Raw genomic sequence first — 26,491 nt, 5'->3', positions numbered from 1 at the left:
GTTAACACCCCACGAGGCGGGGCGTTTTTATGATCTGATCCGCGCGGAGGCTCTCTCTCAATTTTTGGGGGGTGGCGGCGAGGCGTCCGGCGGGTTGTTTCCGTTGGCAGTTTTAAACAAAACCGGAGGATCCGATGGGTTTGACAGGGTGGTTTGACAATCAGGGAATGGCGAAAAAACTTGGGGTTGGTTTCGGGTTGATCGGGATTATTTTTGTCCTCTGCATCGGACTCATGCAACAGACCCTTTCTTCCGCCAAGAGCAACTACGAAAGGCTGCTCAACAAAGAACAGGCCATGAAGAGTTACGCGCAGACCATTGATATCTATATGCTGGAGGCGCGGCGCTCTGAAAAGGATTTTCTCAATCGCCTGGACCTCAAGTATAGCGACAAGGTCAAGGAATCGGTGGAAAAGATCAGGAAGGACGCCGTCGCCTGGTCCGCCCTTGAGGCAGAAGGGGGCCATGGCGACGATCTGGAAATGGTCAACAAGGTTGTCCAGTACACGGATGAATATCACCGGGCATTTTCCGAGGTGGTGGAATCCTGGAAGGAGAAGGGGCTTGACGAAAAGGCCGGCCTGCAGGGCGAGTTCCGGGCCGCGGCCCATGCCCTGGAGGGAAATGTTTCCGACAACCGGGAGCTTTTGGCAGACTATCTCATGATCCGCCGGCACGAAAAGGATTACCTGCTGCGATTGGATAAAAAGTACGTGGAAAATGTGGACAAGGCCTTGGGCGTTTTCGTCGAGTCCGTCGCCAGGCAGCGTTTCTCCCCCGAACAGGCGGCGGGGTTAAAAAAGAACATCGCCATCTATAAAGACGCTTTTCATGCCCTGGTTGCCGCGGATGCAAAACTTGCCGGGAAAATCGAGGAAATGCGGGCAGCGGTCCACAAGATCGAGCCGGTGCTCGAGGAGGTCGTGCGCAAGACCGAGGAGGAGGTCGCCAGAGTTTCCGTTGAAACCGCAAAGGAGATAAACACCAAGAGCGTTGTTGCTCTGGTGGTCGCCCTTGCCGGCGTGCTGATCGCCCTGGTGGTCGCCTACGGTATCACCCGCTCCATCACCGTCCCTCTCCATAATGCCATGCGGGTGAACGAACAGCTGGCCTTGGGCGATGTGGAGATGAAGATGGAGACCGACCGCAAGGACGAGATCGGCGCCATGCTCGCCGCCATGCACAAGGTGGTGGAGAATTTCAAGGCCACTTCCGCCATGGCGGGCCGCATTGCCCTGGGTGACCTGGATGTCGAGGTGAGGATTCTTTCCGAAAAGGACGTGCTGGGCAAGTCGTTGGCAAGGATGGTGGAGAGCCTGAAGAAGACCGCGGCCAAGGCGGAGCTCATTGCCGAAGGCGATCTGCGCGTCAATGTGGAGCTGCTTTCCGACAAGGATACCCTGGGCAAGTCTCTTTCCGCGATGATCGACAAGCTGCGTCAGGTCATCACCGACGTGCGCGCGGCCGCCGACCAGGTCGCCGCGGGCAGCGAAGAATTGAGCGGCAGCTCCCAGCAGGTTTCCCAGGGAGCCAGCGAGCAGGCCGCCTCGGTGGAGGAGATTTCCTCCTCCATGGAGGAACTGGCCAGCACCGTGGCCCAGACCGCCGACCATGCCCGTCAGACCGCGGCCATCGCCAACAAGGCTTCCGCCGATGCCGTGAACGGCGGCAAGGCGGTTACCGAGACCGTCACCGCCATGCAGCATATCGCGGAAAAGATCGAACTGATCGAGGAGATCGCCCGCCAGACCAACCTGCTGGCCTTGAACGCCGCCATTGAGGCGGCCCGGGCCGGCGAGCACGGCAAGGGCTTTGCCGTGGTGGCCTCGGAGGTCCGCAAGCTTGCCGAGCGCAGTCAGGTCTCCGCCCAGGAGATCAAAGGGGTCGCTTCCGCCAGTGTGGAAACCGCGGCCAATGCCGGCCGACTCATCAACGAGATCGTGCCGCAGATCCAGAAGACCGCCGAACTGGTCCACGAGATCGACGCGGCCAGCAACGAACAGGCCCGGGGTATTGAGGAGAACTCCAAGGCCATCCAGCAGTTTGATCAGGTGATCCAGGCCAACAGCGCGGCCGCCGAGGAGATGGCCTCCACCAGCGAGGAGCTGACCGCCCAGTCGGCGCAGTTGCAGGACACCATCGCCTTTTTCAAGGTGGAAGAGGGAAGCCGGCTCAAGAAACAGGTCCGGGCCATAGCCCACGCCATGGGCACTGCGGCCGCAAGAGGCGAAAAGAAACCGGGCAGGAAGGGCGGCGGGGTGAAAATCGCCCTGCCGGAAGCGACTGAAAGCGATTTTGAACGTTATTGATATTTGGGGAAAAGGGTTTTGGGCGGGAGGGGCGGTGCGGTGGGCGCTGCCCCTCTTTTTTTTTCCGGTTTGACTTTTTATTTTTTCAAAACCTATAATCCTGAATGGACAAGATGTTTGTTGGGGGTGTCACGGTTGTGTTTCCTTCGAACCCATACAGAAAGAGGATGAGCCATGAAGAAAGGAATCGTAGCAGGTGTGGTTGCCGGTGCCATGCTGTTCACTGCCGGAGTTGCTCTTGCCGGGGAGAAGGCGCCTCAGAAGGTTGTCGATCTGGCCAACGGCGAGCTTGTCAATCTGGGCGCGGATCCTGTCGTTGTTGAGGCGGTGAAGGCGGAAAACGCCAAGGGGAAAAAACTTGATCAGGTCAAGGATTTTGATAAGAAATGGCAGGCGGCAGCCGGGGTCGTAGACTACATGCAGGCCCTGATGAACAGCCCCTGCGGCAAGCGTCTCAAGGAGATTCAGAAATCAGCGCCCTATTATGCCGAGATCTTTGTCATGGACAATCTGGGTGGCAATGTCTGCATGACCGACAAAACCTCGGATTACTGGCAGGGCGACGAACCCAAGTTCACGGAATCCTATAAGGGTGGAACCGGTGCGGTCCATATCAGCGATGTCAAGTTCGATGACAGCACCCAGGCCTATGTCGTGCAGGTATCGGTGCCGGTCAAGGACGGGGCCGCCACCATCGGCGCCATCACCTTCGGCATTGACGTGGACAAGCTGAAATAATCTGGTTGCCAGAATATGGCCGCCTTTTCACATGGAAACTGATGCGAGGTTCTGTCAATGAAACGTTTGTCTGATATGATGGTCGCCGCCAAGCTGACCCTCTGTTTCGCCGCGATGATTCTCTTCATGGCCGTGATCGGCGCCACCGGTTATACAGGCCTCAGGCATGTCGATGGGCAACTCTTCGATATTGCCGAACAGAGACTTCCTGCCATCAACTACCTCATCTCGGCGGACCGGGATCTGCAGCAGCTTCTCGTTTCCGAACGGTCGATGATCTTCGCCAATGTCGAGTCCGAGGTCTTTGCGCATCTGGTCAAGGATTACGAGGAGAATCTGGGCCAGGTCATTGAGCGGATGGGCAAGTACAAAGCCCTGGCCGACACCGCCAGGGAAAAGGATCTGCTGGCGAAATTCGACAAGTCTTTTCTCGAGTGGCAGGGGCTTTCCCGGAAGGTGGTGGACGGCCGAAAGGAAGACACCCGTGAGGGACGCGCCCTGGCCATTGATCTGACCCTTGGCCCGACCATGGAAAAATTCGAGGAGATGCGCGGCTTCATAGACCAGCTCCAGGATCTCAATGATTCGTATATCGCCGCGGCCCGGCAGGAGGCGTCCTCCTCTTACAGGCAGGCAGTCACGGTGCTGGCTGCGGTCATTGCCGGAGGTGCGGTCGTTGCAATCCTGCTGGCCATTGTGGTCAGCAGGAACATCACCGTGCCCCTCGGCAGGGCCGTGCAGGTGAACGAGCGTTTGGCCCTGGGGGATACGGAACAGCAGATCACGGTGGACCGAAAGGACGAGGTCGGCATCATGCTTTCCGCCATGCAGAAAGTGGTGGAAAACTTCAAGTCCACCGCCCGGGTTGCCGGGCAGATCGCCTTGGGCGATCTCGATGTCGAGGCGAAGGTTCTTTCCGATAAGGATGAACTGGGCAAATCCTTGGCGAAGATGGTGGAAAGCCTGCGGGAAACCGCCAAAGAGGCCGAGGAGGTCGCGGCCGGCAATCTTGATTTTGAGGTGAAACTCCTTTCCGGCAAGGATGCCCTCGGTCACGCCCATCAGAAGATGGTGAAAAGTTTGCGGGCTAAAGCGGAGCTGGCCGGGGAGATTGCCCGGGGCGACCTTTCCCTCGATGTTGCGCCCGCGGAAAAGGATGTGCTGGGCAAGGCCCTTGCCCGGATGGTGGAGAATCTCAGGCACATGGCCGAGGCGGCGGAAAAGATCGCGGCCGGCGATCTGAATGTGCAGATCAAGGTGCAATCGGAAAGGGATGCCTTCGGTCTTGCCCTTTCCGCCATGGTTGAAAAGCTGAAAAACATCATCCAGGATGTGCGCATGGCCGCTGATCAGGTTGCCTCCGGCAGTCAGGAGCTGAGCAGCAGCTCGCAGCAGGTTTCTCAAGGGGCCAGCGAACAGGCTGCTTCGGTGGAGGAGATTTCCTCCTCCATGGAGGAGCTGGCCAGCACCGTGGCCCAGACCGCGGATCATGCCAGGCAGACGGCAAGCATCTCCAATAAGGCGGCGGCGGATGCGGTGGCCGGCGGCAAGGCGGTGGCCGAGACAGTGACCGCCATGCAGCATATCGCCGAAAAGATCGAATTGATCGAAGAGATCGCCCGCCAGACCAATCTGCTGGCCTTGAACGCCGCCATCGAGGCGGCCCGGGCCGGTGAACACGGCAAGGGCTTCGCCGTGGTGGCTTCGGAGGTGAGGAAACTCGCCGAACGCAGCCAGTATTCCGCCCAGGAGATCAAGGGCGTGGCCACCAGCAGCGTGGAAACCGCAGCCAATGCAGGGAAGCTCATCAACGAGATTGTCCCCCAGATTCAGAAAACCGCCGAGTTGATCCATGAGATCGACGCGGCCAGCAACGAGCAGGCCCGCGGCATTGAAGAAAATGCCCGCGCCATCCAGCAGTTTGATCAGGTGATTCAGGCCAACAGTGCAGCGGCCCAGCAGATGGCCTCCACCAGTGAGGAACTGACCGCCCAGGCCGCCCAGTTGCAGGACACCATCTCCTTCTTTGATCTGGAAACGGGCGGGGGAAGGCTGGTTCCAGAGGCGCGAATGCCGCGCAAGGCGCTTTCCCCTCCCGGGGGGAAGGTCGGGAAAAAAAACGTCGAAAAAACACGGGGAGTGAAATTGTCCCTGCCGGAGGTTGGTGAAGGCGACTTTGAACGTTATTAAGGATTTCAACTGCTTGTGTGGGTAAGGAAAGGGGTGGCGCCGAGAAAAGGCACACCCCTTTTTTCTCAAGAATCTCCACTTTTTCTTTTAATTTGACATCTCTTTTTTGCTTCACCTATAATTTTTTGAGAGTGTGCAATATCTCAATGAAATTACAAACTGTTTTTTTGTTTTGCAAATTGGTCCGAAGCTGTTCGGCCGCCGTGGAGGTGCATTGTGAAACTCTCTGATTTTAAGATCGGCCGGCAGCTCATGTCCGGTTTTCTGCTGGTTGTTCTCATTTTCGTGGTATCGGCTGGTTACCAGATTGCCAATATGAACCGACTGGCCCGGCTGCAGGATGAAGGAGCCGGCCGGGCCGCCGACTCCATCAAGATCGGGCAGATCGCCACCAGGGCCGAAGGGGTGTATTCGATTATCGCCGACGCCGTCATCAACCGGCATCTCGACGAAACGCGAAGAAATTTTTCCCAAGCACGCAAGCAGGCGGAGTTCGACAGCGCCGCCGTCGAACAGCTGGCCGACACCGACATGGAAAAGGTGGCGGCCCGGCGTTTTGCCACGAACTACCAGGCCTTTCTCGATCTTTTTGAAAAACAGATGCTGCCGCTCCTCGAACAGGACGGGGACCACACGGCTGCCATTCGGGAACTCGACGGCAACATCGATTCCCTGCGGGCTGAAACGCTTGAGGATCTCGACCAGATCGTCAAATCGTTGGCAGCGGAAACCGTGGAGGCGGATGAAACTTACGACAGCGTACGCAGTGCCACCATCCGCATGGCCGTGATCCTCGCCATTCTCGGCATGACCATCGCCCTGGCCATTGCCCTGTATATGACCAACTCCATCACCCGGCCCCTGGCGGAAGCAGTCGAGATAAACAGGAAACTTGCCGAAGGGGATCTCTGCGTCGAGATGCAGGTGAATCGCAAGGACGAGATCGGTCAGATGCTTTTCGCCATGCGGGAGATGGTGACGAAGCTGCGCACCATTGTCAATGATGTCCAGGAGGGGGCGGGGGGCGTCCTCGCCATGGCCAACGACGTCAACACCTCTTCCGCCCAGGTTTCCTCCATGAGCCAGCAGCTCAGCTCAAGCTCGGAAGAGCTTTCCCAGGGAACCACCGAGCAGGCCGCCGCGGCCGAACAGTCTTCCTCGGCCATGGAAGAAATGGCCGCCAATATCAAGCAGAATGCCGACAACGCCCAGGAAACCGAACGGATCGCCACCGAATCGTCCGGCAAGGCCGCGGAGAGCGGCAGATCCGTGGAAGCCACTGTGCGGGCCATGCGGGAGATTTCCGAAAAGATTTCCATCATCGAGGAGATCGCCCGCCAGACGGATCTCCTGGCCTTGAACGCCGCCATCGAGGCGGCCCGGGCCGGAGAGCACGGCAAGGGGTTTGCCGTGGTGGCCGCGGCCGTGCGCAAGCTGGCTGAAAGGAGCCAGAACGCGGCGGGCGAGATCAGCACTCTTTCCTCATCCAGCATCCAGGTCGCGGAAAAGGCCGGCAATCTTCTTGCCGCCCTGGTGCCGGACATCCAGAAAACCGCCCAGCTCGTCCAGGAGATCAGCGCCGCCAGCGCCGAACAGAACTCCGGAGCCGAGCAGGTGAACGGCGCCATTCAGCAGCTTGATCAGGTGATCCAGCAGAACGCCCAGGCCTCGGAAGAGCTTTCCGCCTCGGCGGAACAACTTTCCGCCACCGCGGAAACCATGTCGGAAAGTTCGGCGAGAATGGCTGACGAATCCCAGCGTCTGCAGGAGATCATCAGTTTTTTCAAGACCGGAAACGAAACGCGGACGCATGCGCTGCCGTATGCAAGAAAGGCGGCGGGAGAAAGAAAATCCCAACCTCCACAGCCGCGCTTGCCCGCTGTCGCCAATGGCCGTCTGACCTCTCCGGGAGTAAGAGTATCCGGCGGCGTGAATCTGAATCTGTCCGGAAAGGGAAAAGGCAAGGAGGGCGAGGAGGGCGATTTCGAGCGGTATTGAGGAGAGGTGAGCGCGTCCGGCAAGCGGTTGATCTTATATCAGGGTGAGGTGAAATGAAGAAGAATATCCGCAACAAGATGCTGCTGGCCTTCGGCGGTGTCTGCCTGGTTCTGGTGGTCCAGCTCCTGGTCAACGGTTTTTTCCAGAACCGGGTGGTCGCAGGCGTCGAGCTTGCGCGGGATAAAGGCTATGGCGGCAATGAGCTGGCCATGGGCATGAAGATCGAGATGCTCCAGGTGCTGGAAATTCTCACGGACGCGAGCGCCGTGCGAACCCCCGAGGTTCTGCAAAGCGCAGGCAAGGATGCCGGGGAACATGCCGCCAGGTTCCGCGAGCATGGCCAGGCCCTGCTGGCGCTTCATCCCGATAACCGCCGTGATATCGAGGAAATGGAGGCATTGTTCGCGGAGCTTCTGGAAAAGGGCAAGCGGACCGCCGAATTCTATGTGAAAGGGGATTCGGCCGCCGGCGGGAAGGCCATGGATGAATTCGATGCCGCCGCCGAAATGCTGGGCAAAAAGGTGGACCAGCTGGAAGAGGAAATGGAGGAAGAGGCGGCAAACGACATTGCCCGTGCCTTGTCCACCATCCGGCTCTCCGGGCTCATCGGCATCATGCTGGCTCTTGCCATCATCGCCTTCACCGTGACCCTGGCCTTTGTTTTTTCCGGCCGGATCGCCGCGGCCCTTCAGAAGATGGTTGTGCTGGCCGAGGCCATTGCCGATGGCGATTTGACCAGGGAGCACGTGGTGCTGTGCCAGGAGGACGAGATCGGCCAGCTTTCCCGGTCGTTGGGGCGCATGGAGAAAAAGCTCAAGGAGATTATTCACGACGTGCGCATGGCTGCCGATCAGGTGGCTGCGGGCAGTCACCAGTTGAGCAGCAGCTCCCAGCAGATTTCCCAGGGCGCCAGCGAGCAGGCTGCCTCGGTGGAGGAGATTTCTTCCGCCATGGAAGAGCTGGCCAGCACCGTGGCCCAGAGCGCCGATAATGCCCGGCAGACCACGGCCATTGCCACCAAGGCCGCCAAGGATGCCGTGGAGGGCGGGAGGGCCATGGCGGAAACGGTTTCCGCCATGCAGCATATTGCCGAAAAAATCGAAGTCATTGAGGAGATTGCCCGCCAGACCAATCTGCTGGCCTTAAATGCCGCCATCGAGGCGGCGCGGGCCGGCGAGCACGGCAAGGGATTTGCCGTGGTGGCCTCGGAGGTGCGCAAGCTTGCGGAACGGAGCCAGGTCTCGGCCCAGGAGATCCGCGGCGTGGCCGCGGCAAGCGTGGATACGGCGGCAAGTGCCGGCAAGCTCATCAATGAGATTGTGCCCCAGATCCAGAGAACCGCGGAGCTGGTTCAGGAGATTGATGCCGCCAGCAATGAACAGGCAAGGGGGATCGACGAAAACGCCAAGGCGGTTGAGCAGTTTGATCAGGTTATTCAGGGAAACAGCGCCGCCGCCGAGGAGATGGCTTCCACCAGCGAAGAGTTGACCGCCCAGGCGGCGAATCTTCAGGAGACGATCGCATTTTTTAAGATCGACGAGAGAGGGAAGGCTCCCGGGAATGGAAAACACCGGGGCGGTGGCCCACTGTCCTTACCGTCGGGGAGTTCTTACGGCCCGGCAGGAAGGCGGCCGTTGACCACTCCTCCGCCCGATCAGAATGGCGGGGCCAGGATTGCTCTTGGCGAGCAGGGCGACTTTGAACGCTATTAGGCGGCATGTGGTGTGCTGGGTGCGGAATCTTTTAACTAACGTCGAGGGGCGAAGGTGAGTTATGGCTGATACGGAATACGCGGAGGTATTTCGCGAAGAGGCTGTCGAACTTCTTGAAGAGTTGGAAACCTCGCTTTTGGAGCTTGAAAAAAATCCCGCCGATCTGAAGATAGTGAGCCGGGTTTTCCGGGCGATGCACACCATCAAGGGGTCCGGGGCAATGTTCGGCTTTGACGATATTGCCGGCTTTACCCATCATGTGGAAACAGTGCTCGACAAGGTACGGGACGGCGCGGTTCCGGTCACCAAGGATCTCATCGATTTGACCCTTGCTTCCCGTGACCACATCTATGCCCTGCTTGATGCCGCGACCGGCGCCGGCGAAGCAGACCCGGCCGAGGGGCAGCGGATCATCAGCGCCTTGCAGACCCTGGTTGGCGGCGGACCCGCTCCGCAGAAAGCGGCGGAGGCAGCATCGGTTGCCGCGCAGCCGGTTGCGGAGGAGGAAAAAGATCCCACCGAAGGGACGCTCACCCATTACCGGATCCATATCAAGCCGACAGAGGAGTTTTTTGTGGCCGGCAGCACCATGGAACAGCTTCTTGAGGAATTGCAAACCCTCGGCGAATGCACGGTTTTTCTCCATGAAAAAGGCGCGGATGATGAGAAGTCGGCCGGCCTCTGGGAAATTCTGCTCACCGCCGACAAGGGGATCAACGCCGTGGAGGATGTCCTTGTCTTTGCCGAGTCGAGTTGCGAGGTGAAGGTAACCGTTCTTGCCGTCGAGGGTGAGGATGCATTTGAGGAGCATAAGAAGCTCGGCGAAATCCTGGTGGAAAAAGGAGCGCTTTCTCCTGATGACCTGAAAAAGGTTCTTAACCGGCAACGGCCCCTGGGCGAATTGCTGATTGAAGAGCGGCTGGTCTCGAAAATCCAGGTGGAGGCCGCCCTTGCCGAGCAGAAAATGGTCAAGGAGAGCAAAACGAAGACCGAAGCAGCCAAGGGAGCGGAAAGCATCCGGGTCGCCTCGGAAAAATTGGATCACCTCATCAATCTGGTCGGCGAGCTGGTTGTGACCCAGGCCCGGTTGACGCAGGTTGCCTCCCAGAACAAGGATCCCGATCTGGTGGAGCCGGTGGAGGAGGTGGAGCGCCTCACCGCCGAGCTGCGCGACTGTGTCCTCAATATCCGCATGCTGCCCATCGGCACCACCTTTGCCAAGTTCAAGCGGTTGGTGCGCGACCTTTCCGCCGAGCTGGGCAAGGAGGTGGCCATGCTCACCGAAGGGGCGGAGACCGAGCTTGATAAAAACGTGATTGACCAATTGGGCGATCCGTTGGTCCATCTGATCCGCAACAGCATCGACCATGGTATAGAATCCCCGGAGGAACGGCTCAAGGCGGGCAAGCCGCGCAAGGGCACCATTACTCTGGCCGCCGGCCATTCGGGAGCCAATGTCGTCATCACCGTGAGCGACGACGGCAAGGGCCTGGATGCGGAAAAAATCAGACAGAAGGCCTTGGAAAAAGGCCTGATCCGGGCCGACGAGGATCTGAGCCAGCAGGACATCTGCAACACCATTTTCATGCCCGGGCTCTCCACGGCCAAGACGGTAACCAGTGTCTCCGGTCGGGGCGTAGGCATGGATGTGGTCAAGAGCACAGTGGATTCCCTGAAGGGTTCGGTGAATGTCACCGGCAGTGAAAAGGGCAAGGGCACAACGGTCACCATCATGTTGCCGCTTACCCTTGCCATTATCGACGGCCTCCTGGTGAAAGTGGAGGACACCTACTTTGTCATGCCGCTCACCCAGGTGGAAGAGTGCGTGGAACTCGGCAAGGAGGATATCGCCAAGTTCCACGGCCGACGGGTGCTGCCGGTTCGCGACCAGCTGGTGCCCTATGTGCGCCTGCGGGACTTTTTCGCCATTCCGGGCGAGAGGCCCGAGCTTGAACAGATGGTCATTACCCGCATCAATGGCGAACGGTTCGGGCTGGTTCTTGACGACGTGGTGGGGGAGCACCAGACGGTTCTGAAATCGCTGGGCTGGATCTACCGCAATGCCACCGGCCTTTCCGGCTCGACAATTCTTGGCAACGGGCATGTCGCCTTGATTCTGGATGTTCCTGACGTGATGAAGTGGGCCCAGCGCGAAGAGTATGCGGCCCTGAACAGCTGAAAGGATGGGGGGCTGCTGCCTGCTTATCCCGCATTGCCGGAGAGCCGGCATCGTCGGCATTGAATACGAAAAGCAGTCAGCGGGAAGGATGATGGCCCTGTCGGGACATCCGAACCCAAAAGGGCCGTGACGCTGACGCAAGGAATGACAGCGAAATAACCGTTGGCATCGTTGTTCTGCTACGATGCCGGCAAAAAAGGAACAGGGAGAGGGCATATGGCTACGAAAAATGAGAATGTCCAGCAGCAGGCGACTCAATATCTTACCTTTACGCTCCGTGAGGAAGGGTTTGCCATCGAAATTTCCAAGGTCAGGGAGGTTCTGGACGTTACCACCATGACCAGGATCCCCAGGATGCCCGATTATCTGAGCGGCGTCATCAACCTGCGCGGCAACGTGGTTCCGGTGATGGATCTGGGCCAGAAGCTGGGAATGGGGTCGATCTCCTACACCAAGAACACCTGTATCATGATCGTCGAGCTTGAGGTCGACGGCAGCATGGTGGAGATGGGGGTCCTGACCGATTCCGTGCAGATGGTTCTGGATCTCAATGCCTCCGACATTGAATCGGTTCCCAAGATGGGCACCAATCTCAATACCGAGTTCATCAAGGGCATGGGCCGCCAGACAGAAGAGAAGTTTCTCATCATTCTCGACATCGACAAGGTCCTGGCCAGCGAAGGCGAACTTGCCCTGCGGGATCTGGACAGCGCGGCCATTGCCAAGGCGGCCGAGGCCATGCCGGAGGAAGGCGCTGTTTCCGAAGCATGAGTTGACTGCCGACAATGCCGGGCTCTACCCAGGGAACATCGATGGATTGGTCGACGGGCGCGCAACCTGCGCTGAGTGATCGGGATTTCAAGCGCTTCAGCGCCTTTATTTATGATGCGTGCGGCATCAAGCTGCCCCCCATCAAAAAAACCATGCTCTCCGCCCGCCTGCAGAAGCGGTTGCGGCAGCTCCACATCGAATCCTTTTCCGCCTACCTCGATTATGTCCTGAGCGCCGAGGGGCAGAGCAAGGAGCTGTGCCACATGATCGATGTGGTCAGCACCAACAAGACGGATTTCTTCCGGGAGCCCAAACATTACGAGGTGCTGACCGGGGTAGTTCTCCCCGAGTATGTAAACCGGCTGAACAACACCGGCCGCAAGGTGATCAGGGTCTGGAGCGCCGGCTGTTCCAGCGGCGAGGAGCCTTACACCCTGGCCATGGTTCTCGATGATTACCTGTCCCGTTGTCCCGGTTTTGACTATTCCATTCTTGCCACCGATATCTGCACCGAAGTCCTGGCCAAGGCCCAGGAGGCGATCTACGCCAACGATGCCGTGGCGCCGGTGCCGGGGGCTTTTCGCAACAAATACCTGATGCGCGGCAAGGGGGATTACAAGGGATTCCATCGGATCGTGCCGGAGCTTCGCCGCAAGGTGACCTTCAAACGGCTCAACTTCATGGACCGGGATTTCGGCATCGAGCAGAAGATGGACATCATCTTCTGCCGAAACGTCATCATCTATTTTGATCGCAAAACCCAGTGCGAACTCTTCGAGAAATTCTACAGGCAGTTCGCTCCCAGGGGGTACCTTTTTACCGGCCATTCGGAAACCCTGGAAGGTATTGTGGACCGGGTGGATCGGGTCGCTTCGGCGGTGTACCGATGCCGGTAGCGAAAATAAATCCCCGGCAAGGGGATCTGCCCGTGGTCAATCTCCACCCCGGAGAGCTTTTTATCGCCACTGAGCCGACCCTGATCACCACCATTCTTGGTTCCTGTATCTCGGTCTGCCTCTTCTGCCCGCGGCAGAAGGCGGGCGCCATGTGCCATGGCGTGATGCCGGAAAGGGCGGATCTCGCCCAGGAGGACAACTTCCGTTTCGTGGAAAGCTCGGTCCGATACATGGTTGAGGTGCTGACCCACGGCAATCCTTATTGCCCGAACGCCGGCTTGGTGGCCAAGGTCTTTGGCGGCGCCGACGTGCTTGAGATGCGTTTCGCCGCGGCGGGCAAGGTCAACACGATCGGTTCCTTGAACATCAAGGCGGCCAGGGAGGCCCTGGCCAAGTTCAACGTCAACGTGGCCGTGGAAAAGGTGGGAGGGGTGCATGGCCGCAAGCTTTTTTTCTACACCCATACCGGAGATGTCCTCCTGAAACGTATCCCGCGTTCATTCGACTAAACAGGGAGTCATGGGCAAGAAGATTCGTGTACTGATCGTTGATGATTCCGCCGTGGTCAGGCAAACCCTGACCGATACCCTGCAGTCCGATCCGCAGATCGAGGTCATGGGGGCGGCCCGGGATCCTTATGTGGCCGCCGACCTCATCGCCAGGGAGGTGCCGGATGTCATCGTCCTTGATGTGGAGATGCCGCGCATGGACGGCATCACCTTTTTGCACAGGGTGATGAGCCAGCATCCCATCCCGGTGGTGATGTGTTCCACCCTGACCGAAAAAGGAGCGGAAACTACCCTCAAGGCCTTGGAGTACGGGGCGGTGGATATCATCCAGAAGCCCAAGCTCGGCACCAAGCAGTTTCTTGAGGAATCAAAGATCCGGATCTGTGACGCAGTCAAGGCCGCCGCCAGGGTCATGGTCCGGCGGGTCGCGCCGGCCAGCCATCACCGGGTGGAGAAAAAGCTCACCGCCGATGTCATGCTGCCGCCGCCTCCGACAAAGGCCATGGTGCAGACCACCGAACGGGTGGTGGCGGTGGGCGCTTCAACCGGCGGCACCGAAGCTCTGCGGGTTTTTCTCGAGGCTCTACCGGGGGACTGCTCCGGCATCGTCATTGTCCAGCATATGCCGGAGGGATTTACCAAGGCCTTTTCCGAACGGTTGAACGGGCTCTGTCGCATCCGGGTGAAGGAGGCCCAGGACGGCGATTCGGTGCTGCGGGGCCAGGCTCTTATCGCTCCGGGCAACAAACATATGATGCTCAAGCGGAGCGGGGCGCGCTATTTTGTCGAGATCAAGGACGGGCCGCTGGTCTGCCGGCATCGACCCTCGGTGGATGTGCTGTTTCGTTCCACTGCCCGTTATGCGGGCAAGAACGCCATCGGCATCATCATGACCGGCATGGGCGATGACGGCGCCAGGGGGATGCTGGAGATGAAGCAGGCCGGCGCCCACACCATCGCCCAGGATGAGTCCTCCTGCGTGGTATTCGGAATGCCCAAGGAGGCCATTGCCCTCGGCGGGGTCGACAAGGTGCTTCCCTTGGAAAAAATAGCGCCCCAGATCGCGGGAATGTAAAAAAATTGATTCTCTATTTGGTAATCTGTACAATAAGATAACATTGATTTACGGGTAGCTGCCGCCTCCTGCAAATCCGAGGATCTGATGGGATCGCGCGCATTTTGTCCCGAGAAAAAGCAAGAAGGAGAGTTATGGGTCTCTTAAAGGATTTTGCTCAAAAAGATATGATCGAACAGATCACCATCCTGGACGAGATCAAAGAGTCCAAGCAGGCGCAGGCCATCCCGGAGCTGTGGGATCTTTACGCCAATCCCCTTGGCGACCAGGCTGTCGACGAAATGGTCTATCATACCCTTTTTGATCTTCTGGCCGGCCAGGAAGGGGAGATTGTCGCCGGGTTCGCGCATCCCTCCGAATCCGTGCGGCTCATGTGCATCCGCCGGGCCGCGGATGGCGGCTCTCCCGCCCTGAAAGACGCCCTGGTCAAACTCCTCGCCGCCGCGAACAGCAATGAACTGGTTTCGGAAATTATCCGAGCGCTTGTTAACTACAAAGACAGTGCGTTGATCGACACTTTTCTGCCGTTTCTGAGTCACGATGACTACTCCGTGGTCGCCTGGGCCATGCGCGGACTTGCCGAACTCCACGACAACAGGGTGCGTGACGCCCTGATGGAGATGGTCTCCTCCAGCAACGAGGTGAAGGGCACAGCCACCGGATGTGATTTGCGCACCGCCCTGGCGGTGGAAAATCTTGCCCGGTTTTCCGATGAAAAAACCTCTGCTTTTCTCATCGGCTTCATCCATCATGGCAATCCTTCCTTCCGCAGGGTCGTTATCTCCGCCCTTGCCGACATGGGGGAAGCGATCCTGCCTGCCCTGGAGCGTTGTCTCGACTCCGGGGACAAGGACGAAAAGATCATGGCCGCCAACGTCATCGGCATGACCGGCAGGAAGCAGGGGGCGGATATTCTGGTCGCCCATCTTGAAAAGGCTGGAGAAGCCAATCTGAAATTCGCGATTTATGAGGCCCTGGGCCGGATCAGTTCCATGCGCAGCGTCATCGGCCTGACCGACGGCCTTGCCGAGGAAGAGGAGCTCGTCCTCATTGCGGTGGTTACGGCTCTTGACCACCAGTGCAACCCCGGCGTCGTCAAGATACTCAACGCGACCATCGCCAGAAACGATGCACAGGCCAAGCGGGTGTTGAGTGCCATTGTCACCACCCATGCCCGGCATCTTTTCGCCGCTCTCTATAAAGACGGGCAGCAGCGGGATGCCGTGCTCCTGGCTATTCAGACCTCGGGTGACCAGGATGCCATCGGCGCCTTCCGGGCGGAGCTTGAGAAAATCGGCGGGAGTGAGGCTGCCCAGGACATTGCCCGGCTGCAGGTTGAAGGCGCAGGCGCCGGAGGGAAACGGATTCTCGCCGCAGATGACTCCAAGGCCATGCTTTTCTTCTACAAGGGGGTCGCCGCGGATCTGGGCATGGAGCTGGTCACGGTGGAAGACGGCAAGCAGGCTTTTGACTACCTGCAGATCGACAACGAGTTCGACCTGATCATCACCGACATGAACATGCCCAACATGGACGGCATCGAATTGACCCGCGAGATACGAAGGAAGCAGGAGCTTGGCAAGGTGCCCATCCTCATGGCCACCACCGAATCGGAGAAATCCCAGTCCGACCTCGCCCGGCAGGCCGGAGTCACCGATTTCATCACCAAACCTTTTTCCAAGGACGATTTCAAGGCAAAGATCGGCCAGATGTTTGCCTGAGCGAAAGCCCTTCTCTTTTGCCGCGACTGCCCGGAGCCTGCCCTGTGCAGGCTCTTTTTTTTGTGCCAATGCATGGGAATCAAAGCAGCCAGGGCAATTTCCGCGCAAATGCGCTTTGAGGGCCGAGAAAGACCTTTTTCGCCCGTCCGGCAAAAAGACGCATGCCCCCTGACGGCCCCGTCGCGCCGCGTTCTTTTGCAGGTTATTTTGTTTGACCTCCATGCCTTTCTTCCGTAATATTTACAAGGCATTCCCGTCGGCATCGGAGATAAGCGCGCTCCTGACGCTGTTTTAAGTATGGTGCCCTGGCGGCCCGTTTGCGGATACGTAAGGGTTTATTCTTACGGGACCGCATCGCCCGCAACCGTGCGCTTTATTTTTACTGAGGATCCGCAATGACCAAACCGCTTGGAATTACCGTCAGCCGGCACATCATGGACAGCCAGCGCCTCCATCCCGAGGCGACCGGCGATTTGACCGGCCTGCTCAATGAACTGATCGTGGCCGCGAAAACCATCAATGCCGAGGTGAACATGGCAGGTCTTGCCGACATCCTCGGCATGTCCGGCAAGACCAACATCCAGGGCGAGCATGTGCAGAAGCTCGACGAACTGGCCAACAACACCATCAAGCGCAGGATGGCCCGCTGCGGCTACATCTGCGTGATGACCTCGGAGGAGGAGGCGGATATCATACCGGTGGCCGATGGCTACGAGGGCAAGTACACCCTGGCTTTCGACCCCCTGGACGGCTCCTCCAATATCGACGTGAATGTCAACATCGGCACCATTTTTTCCATCCATCGCCGCAAGTCTCTTCACGATCATCTGCGGCAGGGGGAGGAGTCGGACCTGTTGCAGCCTGGACGCGAGCAGGTGGCTGCCGGTTATATCATTTACGGTTCAAGCACGATGCTGGTGTTCAGCACCGGCGAGGGGGTGCATGGCTTCACCCTGGATCCCAGCGTGGGCGAATTCTACCTTTCCCACCCGGATATCACCATTCCTGCCCGCAGCAAGTACTTCAGCGTCAATGAGGGAAATTATAATTTCTGGGCGCCTGAGATGCGGCGGTTCGTGGAGTACCTGAAGGAGGACGACCGGGAGAGCGGGCGGCCATACAACGGCCGGTACATCGGCTCGCTGGTGGCGGATTTTCACCGCAATCTCATAGCCGGCGGCATCTTTCTCTATCCGCGGGACAACCGGAACCCGGCCAAACCCCACGGCAAGCTGCGGTTGCTCTACGAAGCGTCGCCCTTGGCCTTTATCGTCGAACAGGCCGGCGGCCGCGCCATCACCGATGACGGGGTGAATATCCTTGATATCAATCCCACCTCCCTGCACCAGCGTGTGCCGCTTGTGATCGGCAGCCGGGAAGAAGTGGATCTTTTTGAGGAGTTTTGTGCCGGGAAGCGATAGGCGGCAGCCAAGGGATGGATGAAAAAAAAGCCGGGGCGTTTCATGCCCCGGCTTTTTTATTTGTCCTGCACCTTGGCCCAGGTGTCGCGCAGGGTGACGGTCCGGTTGAAGACCAGCTTTTCCGGGGTGGAGTCCGCCCGGTCCACGCAAAAATAGCCCTGGCGCTCGAACTGGTACAGGCTCTCCGGGACTGCTCCGGTCAGGCTCGGCTCCACCAGGCAGCCGGTGAGGGTCCGGAGGGAATCGGGGTTGACAAAGGATTTGAAATCAGCGCCGCTTGCGGCATTGTCCGGGCTTTCTTCGGTGAAGAGCCGGTCATAGAGCCGCACCTCGGCAGGCACTGCCCTTTGGGCGGCAACCCAGTGGATGGTCCCCTTCACCTTCCGGCCGTCCGGGGCGTTGCCGCCCAAGGTCTCAGGGTCGTAGGTGCAATGCAGTTCGGTGACCTCGCCGGTCTGGGCATCCTTGACCACCTTTTCGCACTTGATGAAATAAGCATAGCGTAACCTGACCTCCCGACCGGGAGCCAGGCGGAAAAACTTCTTCTGCGGCTCCTCCATGAAATCCTCCCGCTCGATATAGACCTCGCGGGCAAAGGGGACGGTTCGCGTTCCCATCTCCGGTTTCTGGGGATGATTCTGGGCCGTGAGTTCCTCCTCCTTGTCTGCCGGGTAGTTGGTGATCACCACCTTGAGCGGCTCCAGCACCCCCATGACCCGGGGCGCGCTTTCGTTGAGGTCTTCCCGGACGCAGTGCTCAAGGAGCGCCACGTCCACCACGCTGTCTTTTTTGGCGATGCCGATTTTTTCGCAGAAGCTCCGGATTGCCGCCGGAGGGTAACCCCGGCGGCGAATGCCGGAAAGCGTCGGCATCCGCGGATCATCCCAACCCGAAACAAAGCCTTCGTTCACCAGTTGCAGGAGCTTGCGTTTGCTCACCACCGTATAGCTGAGGTTGAGCCTCGCGAATTCGATCTGACGCGGGTGGCAGGGCACCGGCAGATTGTCCAGGGTCCAGTCGTAGAGGGGGCGATGGTCGGCGAACTCCAGGGTGCAGAGGGAGTGGGTGATCCCCTCCAGGGCATCGGAGATGGGATGGGTATAGTCGTACATGGGGTAGAGGCACCATTGGTCGCCGGTGCGGTGGTGGCTGGCATGCAGGATCCGGTAGAGGACCGGGTCGCGCATGTTCAGATTGCCGGAGGCCATGTCGATCTTGGCCCTGAGCACCCGACTGCCGTCCGGGAATTCGCCTGCCCGCATGCGCCGGAACAGATCGAGATTTTCCGCGACGGAACGGCTGCGGTATGGGCTGTCCTTACCCGGTTCGGTGAGGGTGCCGCGATACCGGCGAATCTCGTCGGCGGAAAGATCGCAGACATAGGCCTTGCCGGTTTTGATCAGATGTTCGGCATACTCGTAGAGCTTGGCAAAATAATCCGAGGCGAAGTAGAGATGCTCTCCCCAGTCAAAGCCCAGCCAGCGGACGTTGTCCTTGATCGATTCCACATACTCCACCTCCTCCTTGGTGGGATTGGTGTCATCGAAACGCAGGTGGCAGCGGGCGTTGCTGTTCTCCCTGGCAATGCCGAAGTTCAGGCAGATCGACTTGGCGTGGCCGATGTGGAGGTAGCCGTTGGGCTCCGGCGGGAAGCGGGTGACGATGCGGTCATGCTTGCCGGTTTTCAGGTCGTCGGCAATGATGGTGCGGATAAAATCCTTTGCCTGAATCTCGTCGCTGCTCATATGCAAGTACCAGATATTTTTTGCCGGGAAAGAATCTGAAAATGAAAAACCTCGTGTTCTTTGCCGGCGATTTTTATGCGAAGTATTTCGGAGTGTCTCTAAGGCGGGCGACAACCCGGTCCCTGCCGATCAGGCCGAACACCTCGAACATGCTCGGGCCCTTGACCTGACCGGTGATCACCGCGCGGGCGCCGTTGATGGGAATGCCGGGCTTGACCCCGACCTCCTCGGCAAACTCCCGGGCAATGCGTTCGGCATCGTCGTGGGTGATCTCGGCAAGCTGAGCGAAACGGTCGGCCAGCCTCGGCAGCCATTCCTTGAGCTCCGGATATTTGAGGAGATTTTTGTTTAAGGCGGTTTCATCCATGGCAAAGTCGTCGGCAAAGAAGGCGCGGCCAAGGGAGGCGAAGTCCCTCAGGGTGTGGAAACGCTCCCTGAGCAGGTCCAGGGTTTTCAGGTACCACGCTTTCTTTTCGCCATCATAGCTGTCATCCCAGAGCCCTTCCTTGATGAAGATCGTTTTCACCAGGGGGCCGATTTCCTCAATGGGCATGGTGCGCAGGTAGTGAGCATTGATGTTGATCGCCTTGGGATCCGTGAAGAATTTTGGGTCGTCCTTGCGGTAGTTGAAAATGGAGTTTGAACGGGTGATGCCCGCCAGAGAAAAGGCCTCGATCAGCTCCTCCCTGGAAAAAATCTCCCGGTCGTCCGAGGTGGACCAGCCCAGAAGAACGAGGAAGTTGGCCAGTGCCCAGGGGATGAAGCCCTGCTCGCGGTAGAACTGGACCGAGACGATCTCGCCGTGGCTTCGTTTCGAGATTTTTGCCTTGTTGAGGTCAAGGGTCAGCGGCATATGGGCAAAGACCGGCAACGGGGCGCCCAGGGCCTTGTAGAGGAGGATCTGCCGCGGGGTGTTGCTGAGGCCGTCCTGCCCTCGGATGATGTGGCTGATGCGGTCGCGGATGTCATCCACCACGTTGCAGAGCAGATAGAGGGGCATGCCGTTTGAGCGGACAATGACGAAATCCTCGATATCCTCGTAGCCGCGTTCGACCCGACCGTAGACCTGATCGTCGAAGCCGACCTTGCCGGCCTCGCGTGGCACCTTGAAGCGGATGACGTAAGGGATTCCCTGCGCCTCCTTGCTCCTGACCTCTTCCGGGCTCAGGCTGCGGCAGGTGCCGTCATACTTGTAATCGCCCTTGGCGGCGGCGGCCGCTTCCCGTTTGGCGTCCAGCGTCTCCTTGCTGCAAAAACATTTATAGGCGTTGCCGTCAGCCAGAAGTTTCTGGGCGGCGGCCACATGTTCCTTGGCATGTTCCGACTGGAAATAGGGGCCCTCATCCCAGGTCACCCCGAGCCACTCCAGACCATCGATGATTCCCGCGATGGATTCCTTGGTGGAACGCTCGGCATCGGTGTCTTCGATGCGTAAAACCAGTTTCCCTCCGTGCTTCCTGGCAAAAAGCCAGTTGTAGATAGCGGTTCTGGCCCCGCCGATATGGAGATAGCCGGTTGGGCTCGGTGGGAAACGGACTCTTACTTCAGACATGGAAATTCTCCTTCAGGAATCGGAAACGCGGTGACTGGCATGACCATGCGCAATGGGGATCATTCATGGATGTGCTTTTATATATCGTTTTGCCACGTTATTCAATAGGATGCTGCTGAAAAAGCATGTGGAACGCAAGGGAGGCTTCTGATGGGAATCATTATCAAAAGCAGTTGCTTTCCTGGAAAACAGCATTATAATATGTAATGATCGTAAGTCATCTGGCCCGGATTTTTCCGGGAGTCCTCAGGGAACAGGGAGGTGGAATAATGCTGCTCGACCCGACCGCCACTTCGGTGCAAACCAACGTGAAAACCGACCGCTCCAACGCTGCCCCGCAGGCAGATTATGCGAGCAGGGCAAAGAACACACCACGCCAGGAAGCCGGGCAAACCAGCCAGACCTCTCCGGACGTTATCACCAGCATTTCCGCCGCCGCCCTTGAGGCATCACGGGCAGTAACCCAGCCCGCGCAAACCGCGAATCAGAACAGGGCGGAAGAGACGGTGCGCGAGTCGGAAAGGCGTGAGCCGCCTGCCCGCCAGCAACAGGAACAGATGTCGCGCAGTGAGCAGCAGCGGCGGGGAATCGATCTGGTTGCGTAAGCGAAACCAAAACTTAAAAACCACCAGGGCCGATTCGCGAGAGTCGGCCTTTTTTGTGTTTAAAATCCCAGTTCCTTTAAAAAACGGGGATTCTTGCTCCAATCCTTCTGCACTTTGACCCAGAGTTTGAGCAGTACCTTCTGGTCAAGGAGCGCTTCGATGTCGAGGCGGGCGGCGTGTCCTATCTGCTGCAGCCTGGTGCCTCCCTTGCCGATGATGATCCCTTTCTGGGAGTCCTTTTCCACATGGATGGTGGCATGGATTGTCACCAGATTTTTCAGCGGGTTTTCCTTGAAGCTTTCAATGGTCACCGCCGTGGAATAGGGGACCTCCTGGCCGGTCTGCAGGAAAATTTTTTCCCGGATGATCTCGGCGACGATGAACCGTTCTGTGGCATCGGTGGGAATGTCCTCGGGATAGAGGCGGGGGCCCACCGGAAGAATCTTGCACAACTCCTCGATGAGAAGATCGGTTCCGTCTCCTTTGCCGGCCGAAACGGGCAGGATGGCGTGGAAGGGGTAAAGCTCCCGGTAGGCGGCGATCATGGGCAGGAGTTTTTCCTTGTCAACGAGATCGACCTTGTTCATGAGGAGCAGCACCGGTTGCGTCACCCCCTTGAGGCATTCGGTGGGGGTGTCGCTTTTGCCGGGCAGAGGCATGGTGACGTCCACCATGAAAACAATGGCATCGACTTCGGCCAGGGAATCCAGGGCGATTCTTACCAGTTCACGGTTCAGGGGGCTTCTTGCCTTGTGGATCCCGGGCGTGTCCAGGACGACGATCTGGTAGGTGTCGCCGTTGACGATGCCGAGAATGCGGTTCCGGGTCGTCTGGGGCTTGGGCGAGACGATGGAAATTTTTTGGCCGAGCAGACTGTTCAGCAAGGTGGATTTACCGACGTTTGGCGGACCGATCAGGGCGACGATGCCGGATGTTACCGGATGAGGGGAGTTGTTCATTGGTGGTTTCCTGGTGTTGGCAGAAGGCGTAAGCAGTACCGCGCCCGGCAGGGAGCGGGAGTTTTTTGCGTTATCGAAACCATCGGCGCCGATGATCCCATTCCCATCCATTTCTGATATATCATCCAAGGTGCAGCGCATTCATAACAGTATTTATCAATTTCCGCATCCCTCCTTGTCGAAAAGAGCGATCCGGCATGGCGGCGCGATGTCCCTGCGCCTGGCGGCGGGCTTTGGAAAAGGGTGACAAACCCGGCAATACTTAGTATACCTTGCTCATTCTTTTTTATCGATCCAATGTGCGCAGTCCGAACCCCCAACGTGTATTTTCGCTTGGTTTTCGGGGCGCTTTTTTTGTTTAGAGAGTACCCCATGACCTTGCCAGGAAATATCATCGAGTACATGGAGCAGGGCAAATTCGTCTGTGCCGTGGTGGTGGATGAAAGCAACAAACGTTTGCGTCTCATCAACCAGAACGGCAGGGAGGTGAATCTGCCCCTCTCGCGCCTGCTCCATTGCTCAAGCAAAAGACAGCCCGCAACCCTCGGCCGGGACGAACAGATCCGCCTGCTCAGGGAGGCCGACCAGTCCAGGGAGGCCATGATGGGCCGGATTGCCCTGGAAGAGATCTGGCAACTTGCCAGCGAGGAGGAGGGCGGCAGCTTTACTCCCGAATTTCTCGCCGGCCTGGCCTTTGGCGGGGATGCCGATGATGATCAGGTTGCCGCCTTTCTGCGCTGCATCTTTGTCGACCGCCTTTATTTCAAGTACAAGGAGGGGCGGATTCTCGCCCATGCGCCCGAAGTTGTTGAGCAGCTTCGTCTCAGGCAGGAAAAGGAAAAACAGCAGGAAGCCCTGATGGTCACCGGCGCCTCAGGTCTCAAACGGCTCTGGGAGGGGCAGCCGCTCCCGGACTGGCCGGAACGGGACCTTTGCCTTGTCCTGCTCCGCGACTACTATCTCTTCGGCAATGAGGCGCCGGACGGGGCCATTGCCAGGGAGCTCCTCAAGAAGTCCGGGCTCACCGGCCCCCATGATGTGTATCATCTCCTGATCAAGGCCGGGATTTGGCGGGAGGATGAAAACGTGGCCCTGCTGCGCTACGGGATCCCGGTCGCCTTTGCAGAGGATGTGCTTTCTCCGGCCCGCATCCCCGAGCCGGACCCTGTCGAGCTTCTCGTGAAAGGACGTCGTGATCTGCGCGAATTGCCGTTGCTCACCATCGACGGAGAGACAACGCGGGATTATGACGATGCCCTGCATATCGCGCGCAAGGGAGACAATTTTCTCGTGGGCATCCATATCTCCGATGTCGCCCACTATGTGAAGCCCGAGGATCCGGTTTACCGGGAAGCGGCCCGGCGGATGACCTCCCTCTATTTTCCCGAGACCCAGATTCCCATGCTGCCCAGCGAGCTCTCCGAAGGGGTTTGCAGCCTGATTGCCGGCAGGGCACGGGCCGCCCTCAGCGTCCTGGCCGAGCTTACCCCCCGGGGTGAGGTGGTTGATTTCGAGATCGTCCCGAGCGTTGTCGAGGTCAGGCGTCAGCTCAGCTACCCCGAGGCGGACGGACTCATGGAAAAGGACCGGGAGCTGCGTGATTTCTTTCGTCTCAGCGAGCAGCTCAAGCAGCGGCGCATCGAACGCGGCGCTTTGCTTTTGCCGGTGCCAGATGTCAATATCGGCGTGGGGGTGGACGGCAGGGTCGCCGTGACTCTCTCTCCGGTGGATACCCCCTCCCGCAGCCTGGTGGCGGAATTCATGGTGCTGGCCAATGCCCTGGCCGCTCAATTTGTCGCCGATCGGCAGGCCCCGGGCCTGTTTCGGGCCCAGGGCGAACCGCATCAGCGCCTGGTGGGGGCGACGGAAAAGGATCTTTTTTCCGTGCTCAGACAGCGGAAGCAGCTCAAGCCCGGCGAGCTGCTTGTCCATCCCAAGCCGCACAGCGGGGTGGGGGTTATGCAGTACACCACCATCACCTCACCCATCCGCAGGTTCCTCGATCTGGTCATGCAGCATCAGCTCCACGCCCTGCTGTCGGGCAGGGGCGCCCGGTTCAATGCCGATGAGCTGGCCGGCATTGCCGGAGATATCAACACCGTCCTCGCCCGGGTGAATCAGGTGCGCCGGGTGCGGCACCGTTACTGGCTGCTCAGATATCTGGAAGGAAAGACCGGCGGCAGGGTGAGAGCGCTGCTCCTGAACAAGGGACCCAAGCGGGTCACCCTGATTCTTGAGGACTGTCTTCTCGATGTGGACATGCCTTCCAGCCAGGGCGTGGCCGCCAAGGCGGGAGATATGGTTTCGGTGCGGGTCGGCCGGGTTGATCCCCTGGACGGCCTTATCCGCCTTGAATGGTAGGGCTCAGTCGTAGATGACGCAGGTCCAGCGGGAGAGGATCTCCTCGGTTTCCGCATCCAGCTGGTCCGCCACTTCGTGGATCTGGTATTCCTGGCCGCATCGGTTGCAGCGCATGCGGACTCGCCGGCATGCGCGGGCCACTTCCAGCTTTCCTTTGCATTTCTTGCACTGCATGGTCTGCCTCTGATTTACTGCAGGAGGGTGTGTCTGGTGAAAATGGATTCGAGCTTGTAGCCCCTGGCCGCCAAAGCCTCGGCGCCGCCTTCCAGGCGGTCCACCACGGTCACCACCAGGCCGACCTTGAAACCCTGCGCTTCCACCCGCTCGATGACCTTGAGCAGAGTGCCGCCGGTGGTCACCACGTCTTCCAGCAGGGCCACGGTGCCGCCTGCCGGCATGTTGCCGAGTCCCTCGATGTACTGCTCGGTCCCGTGCCCCTTGGATTCCTTTCTGACGATAAAGGCCGGGATCGGCGCCTTTTCAAGATGACTTACCAGCGAGACCGCCGTGACCAGGGGGTCGGCGCCGAGGGTCATGCCGCCCACCGCATCGATCTTTTCCGCGTTGTCGCGGATGACCTCAAAGATCAGCCTGCCGCACAGGTAGGCCCCTTCCGCGGAAAGGGTGGTCTGTTTGCCGTCGATGTAAAAATCGGATTCCTTGCCCGAGGAAAGCTTGAATTTCCCATGCCGGTAGGATTTGGCCAGCAGCAGTTTCTTGAGTTGTTCTTTTTCGCTCACGGAACGGTCCTTTGTCTTCTGGTTATTGTTGTTGCCTGCGAACTCTTTCCACGGCGCCTCCGCGTCCTTTCGGGCGCGGAGGCGGTGACGGCTCACTTCATCTGTTTGAAATAGGTGGTCAGGTTTGCCTTGGCGGTGATTTTCGGCACCAGCAGCCCTTCCCTTGAGGTCATGGCGACCATCACCCCGGGGCCGTGTCCGGCCAGGACGCAGCTTGCGTGCACGACGATGCCGATGACCACGCCGCCGGTTTTGTAGATGCGGCCGTAGGTGGCGTCCGCATCCAGGATGGCGACGAAATCGCCCAGCCGCAGGTCGTCCAGACCATACTCCCGCACGGTGGGGGCATCGAAAAGCTGGATGTCGTAATCGCCGCTGTGGCTGTGGCTGGCGCCGATGCCGGAGCCCATGATCCTGGCCGGCACCTGATGGGTCACCGGCACCTGCAGCTTGCCACCCTTGAGTTCCTTAAGGGGCATTGCCGCAATGAGGCCCGGATCCATGTTCATCACCTTGATGCCCGGATAGTCCGGCAGGTTCAGGCCGCAGCCCTGCGCCTTGATCTGGATTTTGTCGCCGATGGTGAGTTTTTCCATGACCCGCGGCTCAAAATCGACGAGCACATGTTCGATGCCGCCGTGCTTGCCGGTAACCCTGCCGGTCTTGCCCTTGGCATCGCCGGAAACGACCCTGGCGACGTTGCCGACGCAGGAAAACTGGTTCAGGGCGCGGTTGGGGCCGGGTTGCCCTTGAATCTGCGTGAAGTTGCTGATGGAAACCGCGGGTTCCACATGGTCGCCGAATTTCTCCCCGGCCAGGTCGCCGATCCGCAGGTTGTAGGTGATGCCGCCCACGCCGGGATAGACGTCGGAGTGACCGTCGGGGTTGATACGGTACGGGTTGATGCCGCCCTGGGGAGAGGTGATTTCACCGATCACGGACTGGCAGACGAGTTTGTCGCTGTTGGTTCTGATCATGACGCCTCCTGAAGGTTGGGGCCGTGTGAGAAA

The 26,491-nt window shown here is 58.9% G+C and carries 21 protein-coding genes; 15 read left to right on the top strand and 6 right to left on the bottom strand.

All coding sequences use genetic code 11. From position 1 onward, the window contains the following. Nucleotides 1-134 precede the first annotated feature (134 nt). The 12 genes from ACUUL3_RS09160 to fbp all read left to right on the top strand — a co-directional run bounded on the left by ACUUL3_RS09160 (nt 135) and on the right by fbp (nt 17,519). Nucleotides 135-2,309, top strand: coding sequence for a methyl-accepting chemotaxis protein (locus ACUUL3_RS09160; RefSeq protein WP_448550673.1), 2,175 nt, complete (start codon nt 135-137; stop codon nt 2,307-2,309). A gap of 174 nt (nt 2,310-2,483) precedes the next feature. Further along, on the top strand, nt 2,484-3,047 hold the full coding sequence (locus tag ACUUL3_RS09155; protein ID WP_448550672.1) for a PDC sensor domain-containing protein: 564 nt from the start codon (nt 2,484-2,486) through the stop codon (nt 3,045-3,047). Between the two features lie 57 nt (nt 3,048-3,104). Then, nucleotides 3,105-5,237: a HAMP domain-containing methyl-accepting chemotaxis protein gene (locus tag ACUUL3_RS09150; RefSeq protein ID WP_448550671.1), complete on the top strand. Its 2,133-nt coding sequence runs from the start codon at nt 3,105-3,107 to the stop codon at nt 5,235-5,237. A 216-nt stretch (nt 5,238-5,453) separates the two neighbouring features. Further along, nucleotides 5,454-7,235 carry a methyl-accepting chemotaxis protein gene (locus ACUUL3_RS09145; RefSeq protein ID WP_448550670.1) on the top strand — a complete coding sequence of 594 codons (1,782 nt, stop codon included), beginning with the start codon at nt 5,454-5,456 and terminating at the stop codon, nt 7,233-7,235. 53 nt (nt 7,236-7,288) lie between these two features. Next, nucleotides 7,289-8,947: a methyl-accepting chemotaxis protein gene (locus ACUUL3_RS09140; protein WP_448550669.1), complete on the top strand. Its 1,659-nt coding sequence runs from the start codon at nt 7,289-7,291 to the stop codon at nt 8,945-8,947. Between the two features lie 61 nt (nt 8,948-9,008). Beyond that, complete coding sequence (locus ACUUL3_RS09135) at nt 9,009-11,126, top strand: chemotaxis protein CheA (protein WP_448550668.1); 2,118 nt, start codon at nt 9,009-9,011, stop codon at nt 11,124-11,126. 216 nt (nt 11,127-11,342) lie between these two features. Further along, the gene (locus ACUUL3_RS09130) at nt 11,343-11,897 is read left to right on the top strand and encodes a chemotaxis protein CheW (RefSeq protein WP_448550667.1); all 555 of its coding nucleotides are present in this window, start codon (nt 11,343-11,345) and stop codon (nt 11,895-11,897) included. A 41-nt stretch (nt 11,898-11,938) separates the two neighbouring features. Continuing rightward, nucleotides 11,939-12,793 (top strand): CheR family methyltransferase, encoded by an 855-nt coding sequence (locus ACUUL3_RS09125; protein ID WP_448550666.1) that lies wholly within the window; start codon nt 11,939-11,941, stop codon nt 12,791-12,793. Continuing rightward, nucleotides 12,784-13,302, top strand: a complete 519-nt coding sequence (locus tag ACUUL3_RS09120) for a chemotaxis protein CheD (protein WP_448550665.1) — start codon at nt 12,784-12,786, stop codon at nt 13,300-13,302. Before ACUUL3_RS09125 ends, ACUUL3_RS09120 begins: the two co-directional genes overlap by 10 nt. A gap of 10 nt (nt 13,303-13,312) precedes the next feature. Then, nucleotides 13,313-14,377, top strand: a complete 1,065-nt coding sequence (locus tag ACUUL3_RS09115) for a protein-glutamate methylesterase/protein-glutamine glutaminase (RefSeq protein WP_448550664.1) — start codon at nt 13,313-13,315, stop codon at nt 14,375-14,377. A 134-nt stretch (nt 14,378-14,511) separates the two neighbouring features. Continuing rightward, entirely contained in the window at nt 14,512-16,098 is a 1,587-nt protein-coding gene (locus ACUUL3_RS09110) for a response regulator (protein WP_448550663.1), read from the top strand. Nucleotides 16,099-16,493: 395 nt separating this feature from the next. Then, nucleotides 16,494-17,519 carry a class 1 fructose-bisphosphatase gene (gene fbp / locus ACUUL3_RS09105; RefSeq protein WP_448550662.1) on the top strand — a complete coding sequence of 342 codons (1,026 nt, stop codon included), beginning with the start codon at nt 16,494-16,496 and terminating at the stop codon, nt 17,517-17,519. Nucleotides 17,520-17,575: 56 nt separating this feature from the next. On the opposite strand, the gene ACUUL3_RS09100 is transcribed toward fbp, so the two are convergent. Both ACUUL3_RS09100 and gltX read right to left on the bottom strand, forming a co-directional pair. Continuing rightward, entirely contained in the window at nt 17,576-19,264 is a 1,689-nt protein-coding gene (locus ACUUL3_RS09100) for a glutamine--tRNA ligase/YqeY domain fusion protein (protein ID WP_448550661.1), read from the bottom strand. Between the two features lie 73 nt (nt 19,265-19,337). After that, the gene (gene gltX, locus ACUUL3_RS09095; RefSeq protein ID WP_448550660.1) at nt 19,338-20,816 is read right to left on the bottom strand and encodes a glutamate--tRNA ligase; all 1,479 of its coding nucleotides are present in this window, start codon (nt 20,814-20,816) and stop codon (nt 19,338-19,340) included. Between the two features lie 269 nt (nt 20,817-21,085). On the opposite strand from gltX, the gene ACUUL3_RS09090 reads away from it, so the two are divergent. After that, nucleotides 21,086-21,421 (top strand): hypothetical protein, encoded by a 336-nt coding sequence (locus ACUUL3_RS09090; protein WP_448550659.1) that lies wholly within the window; start codon nt 21,086-21,088, stop codon nt 21,419-21,421. Nucleotides 21,422-21,480: 59 nt separating this feature from the next. On the opposite strand, the gene era is transcribed toward ACUUL3_RS09090, so the two are convergent. Then, nucleotides 21,481-22,380, bottom strand: a complete 900-nt coding sequence (era, locus tag ACUUL3_RS09085; RefSeq protein WP_448550658.1) for a GTPase Era — start codon at nt 22,378-22,380, stop codon at nt 21,481-21,483. Here era and ACUUL3_RS09080 point away from each other — a divergent pair. After that, nucleotides 22,373-22,627, top strand: coding sequence for a hypothetical protein (locus tag ACUUL3_RS09080; protein ID WP_448550657.1), 255 nt, complete (start codon nt 22,373-22,375; stop codon nt 22,625-22,627). The genes era and ACUUL3_RS09080 overlap by 8 nt on opposite strands. A gap of 125 nt (nt 22,628-22,752) precedes the next feature. Next, complete coding sequence (locus tag ACUUL3_RS09075; protein ID WP_448550656.1) at nt 22,753-24,741, top strand: ribonuclease catalytic domain-containing protein; 1,989 nt, start codon at nt 22,753-22,755, stop codon at nt 24,739-24,741. 3 nt (nt 24,742-24,744) lie between these two features. Here ACUUL3_RS09075 and ACUUL3_RS09070 read toward each other — a convergent pair whose 3' ends face one another. From ACUUL3_RS09070 to ACUUL3_RS09060, 3 genes are all read right to left on the bottom strand, one after another. Further along, nucleotides 24,745-24,915 (bottom strand): dual CXXC motif small (seleno)protein, encoded by a 171-nt coding sequence (locus tag ACUUL3_RS09070; protein ID WP_448550655.1) that lies wholly within the window; start codon nt 24,913-24,915, stop codon nt 24,745-24,747. A 14-nt stretch (nt 24,916-24,929) separates the two neighbouring features. Next, nucleotides 24,930-25,481, bottom strand: coding sequence for an orotate phosphoribosyltransferase (gene pyrE, locus ACUUL3_RS09065; protein WP_448550654.1), 552 nt, complete (start codon nt 25,479-25,481; stop codon nt 24,930-24,932). A 92-nt stretch (nt 25,482-25,573) separates the two neighbouring features. After that, a complete protein-coding gene (locus tag ACUUL3_RS09060; RefSeq protein ID WP_448550653.1) occupies nt 25,574-26,458 on the bottom strand; it encodes a DUF4438 domain-containing protein in 885 nt (294 codons plus the stop codon). Nucleotides 26,459-26,491: the final 33 nt, after the last annotated feature.

The sequence above is a fragment of the Thiovibrio sp. JS02 genome, assembly GCF_053485635.1.
This window is presented reverse-complemented; position numbering and strand designations above follow the sequence as displayed.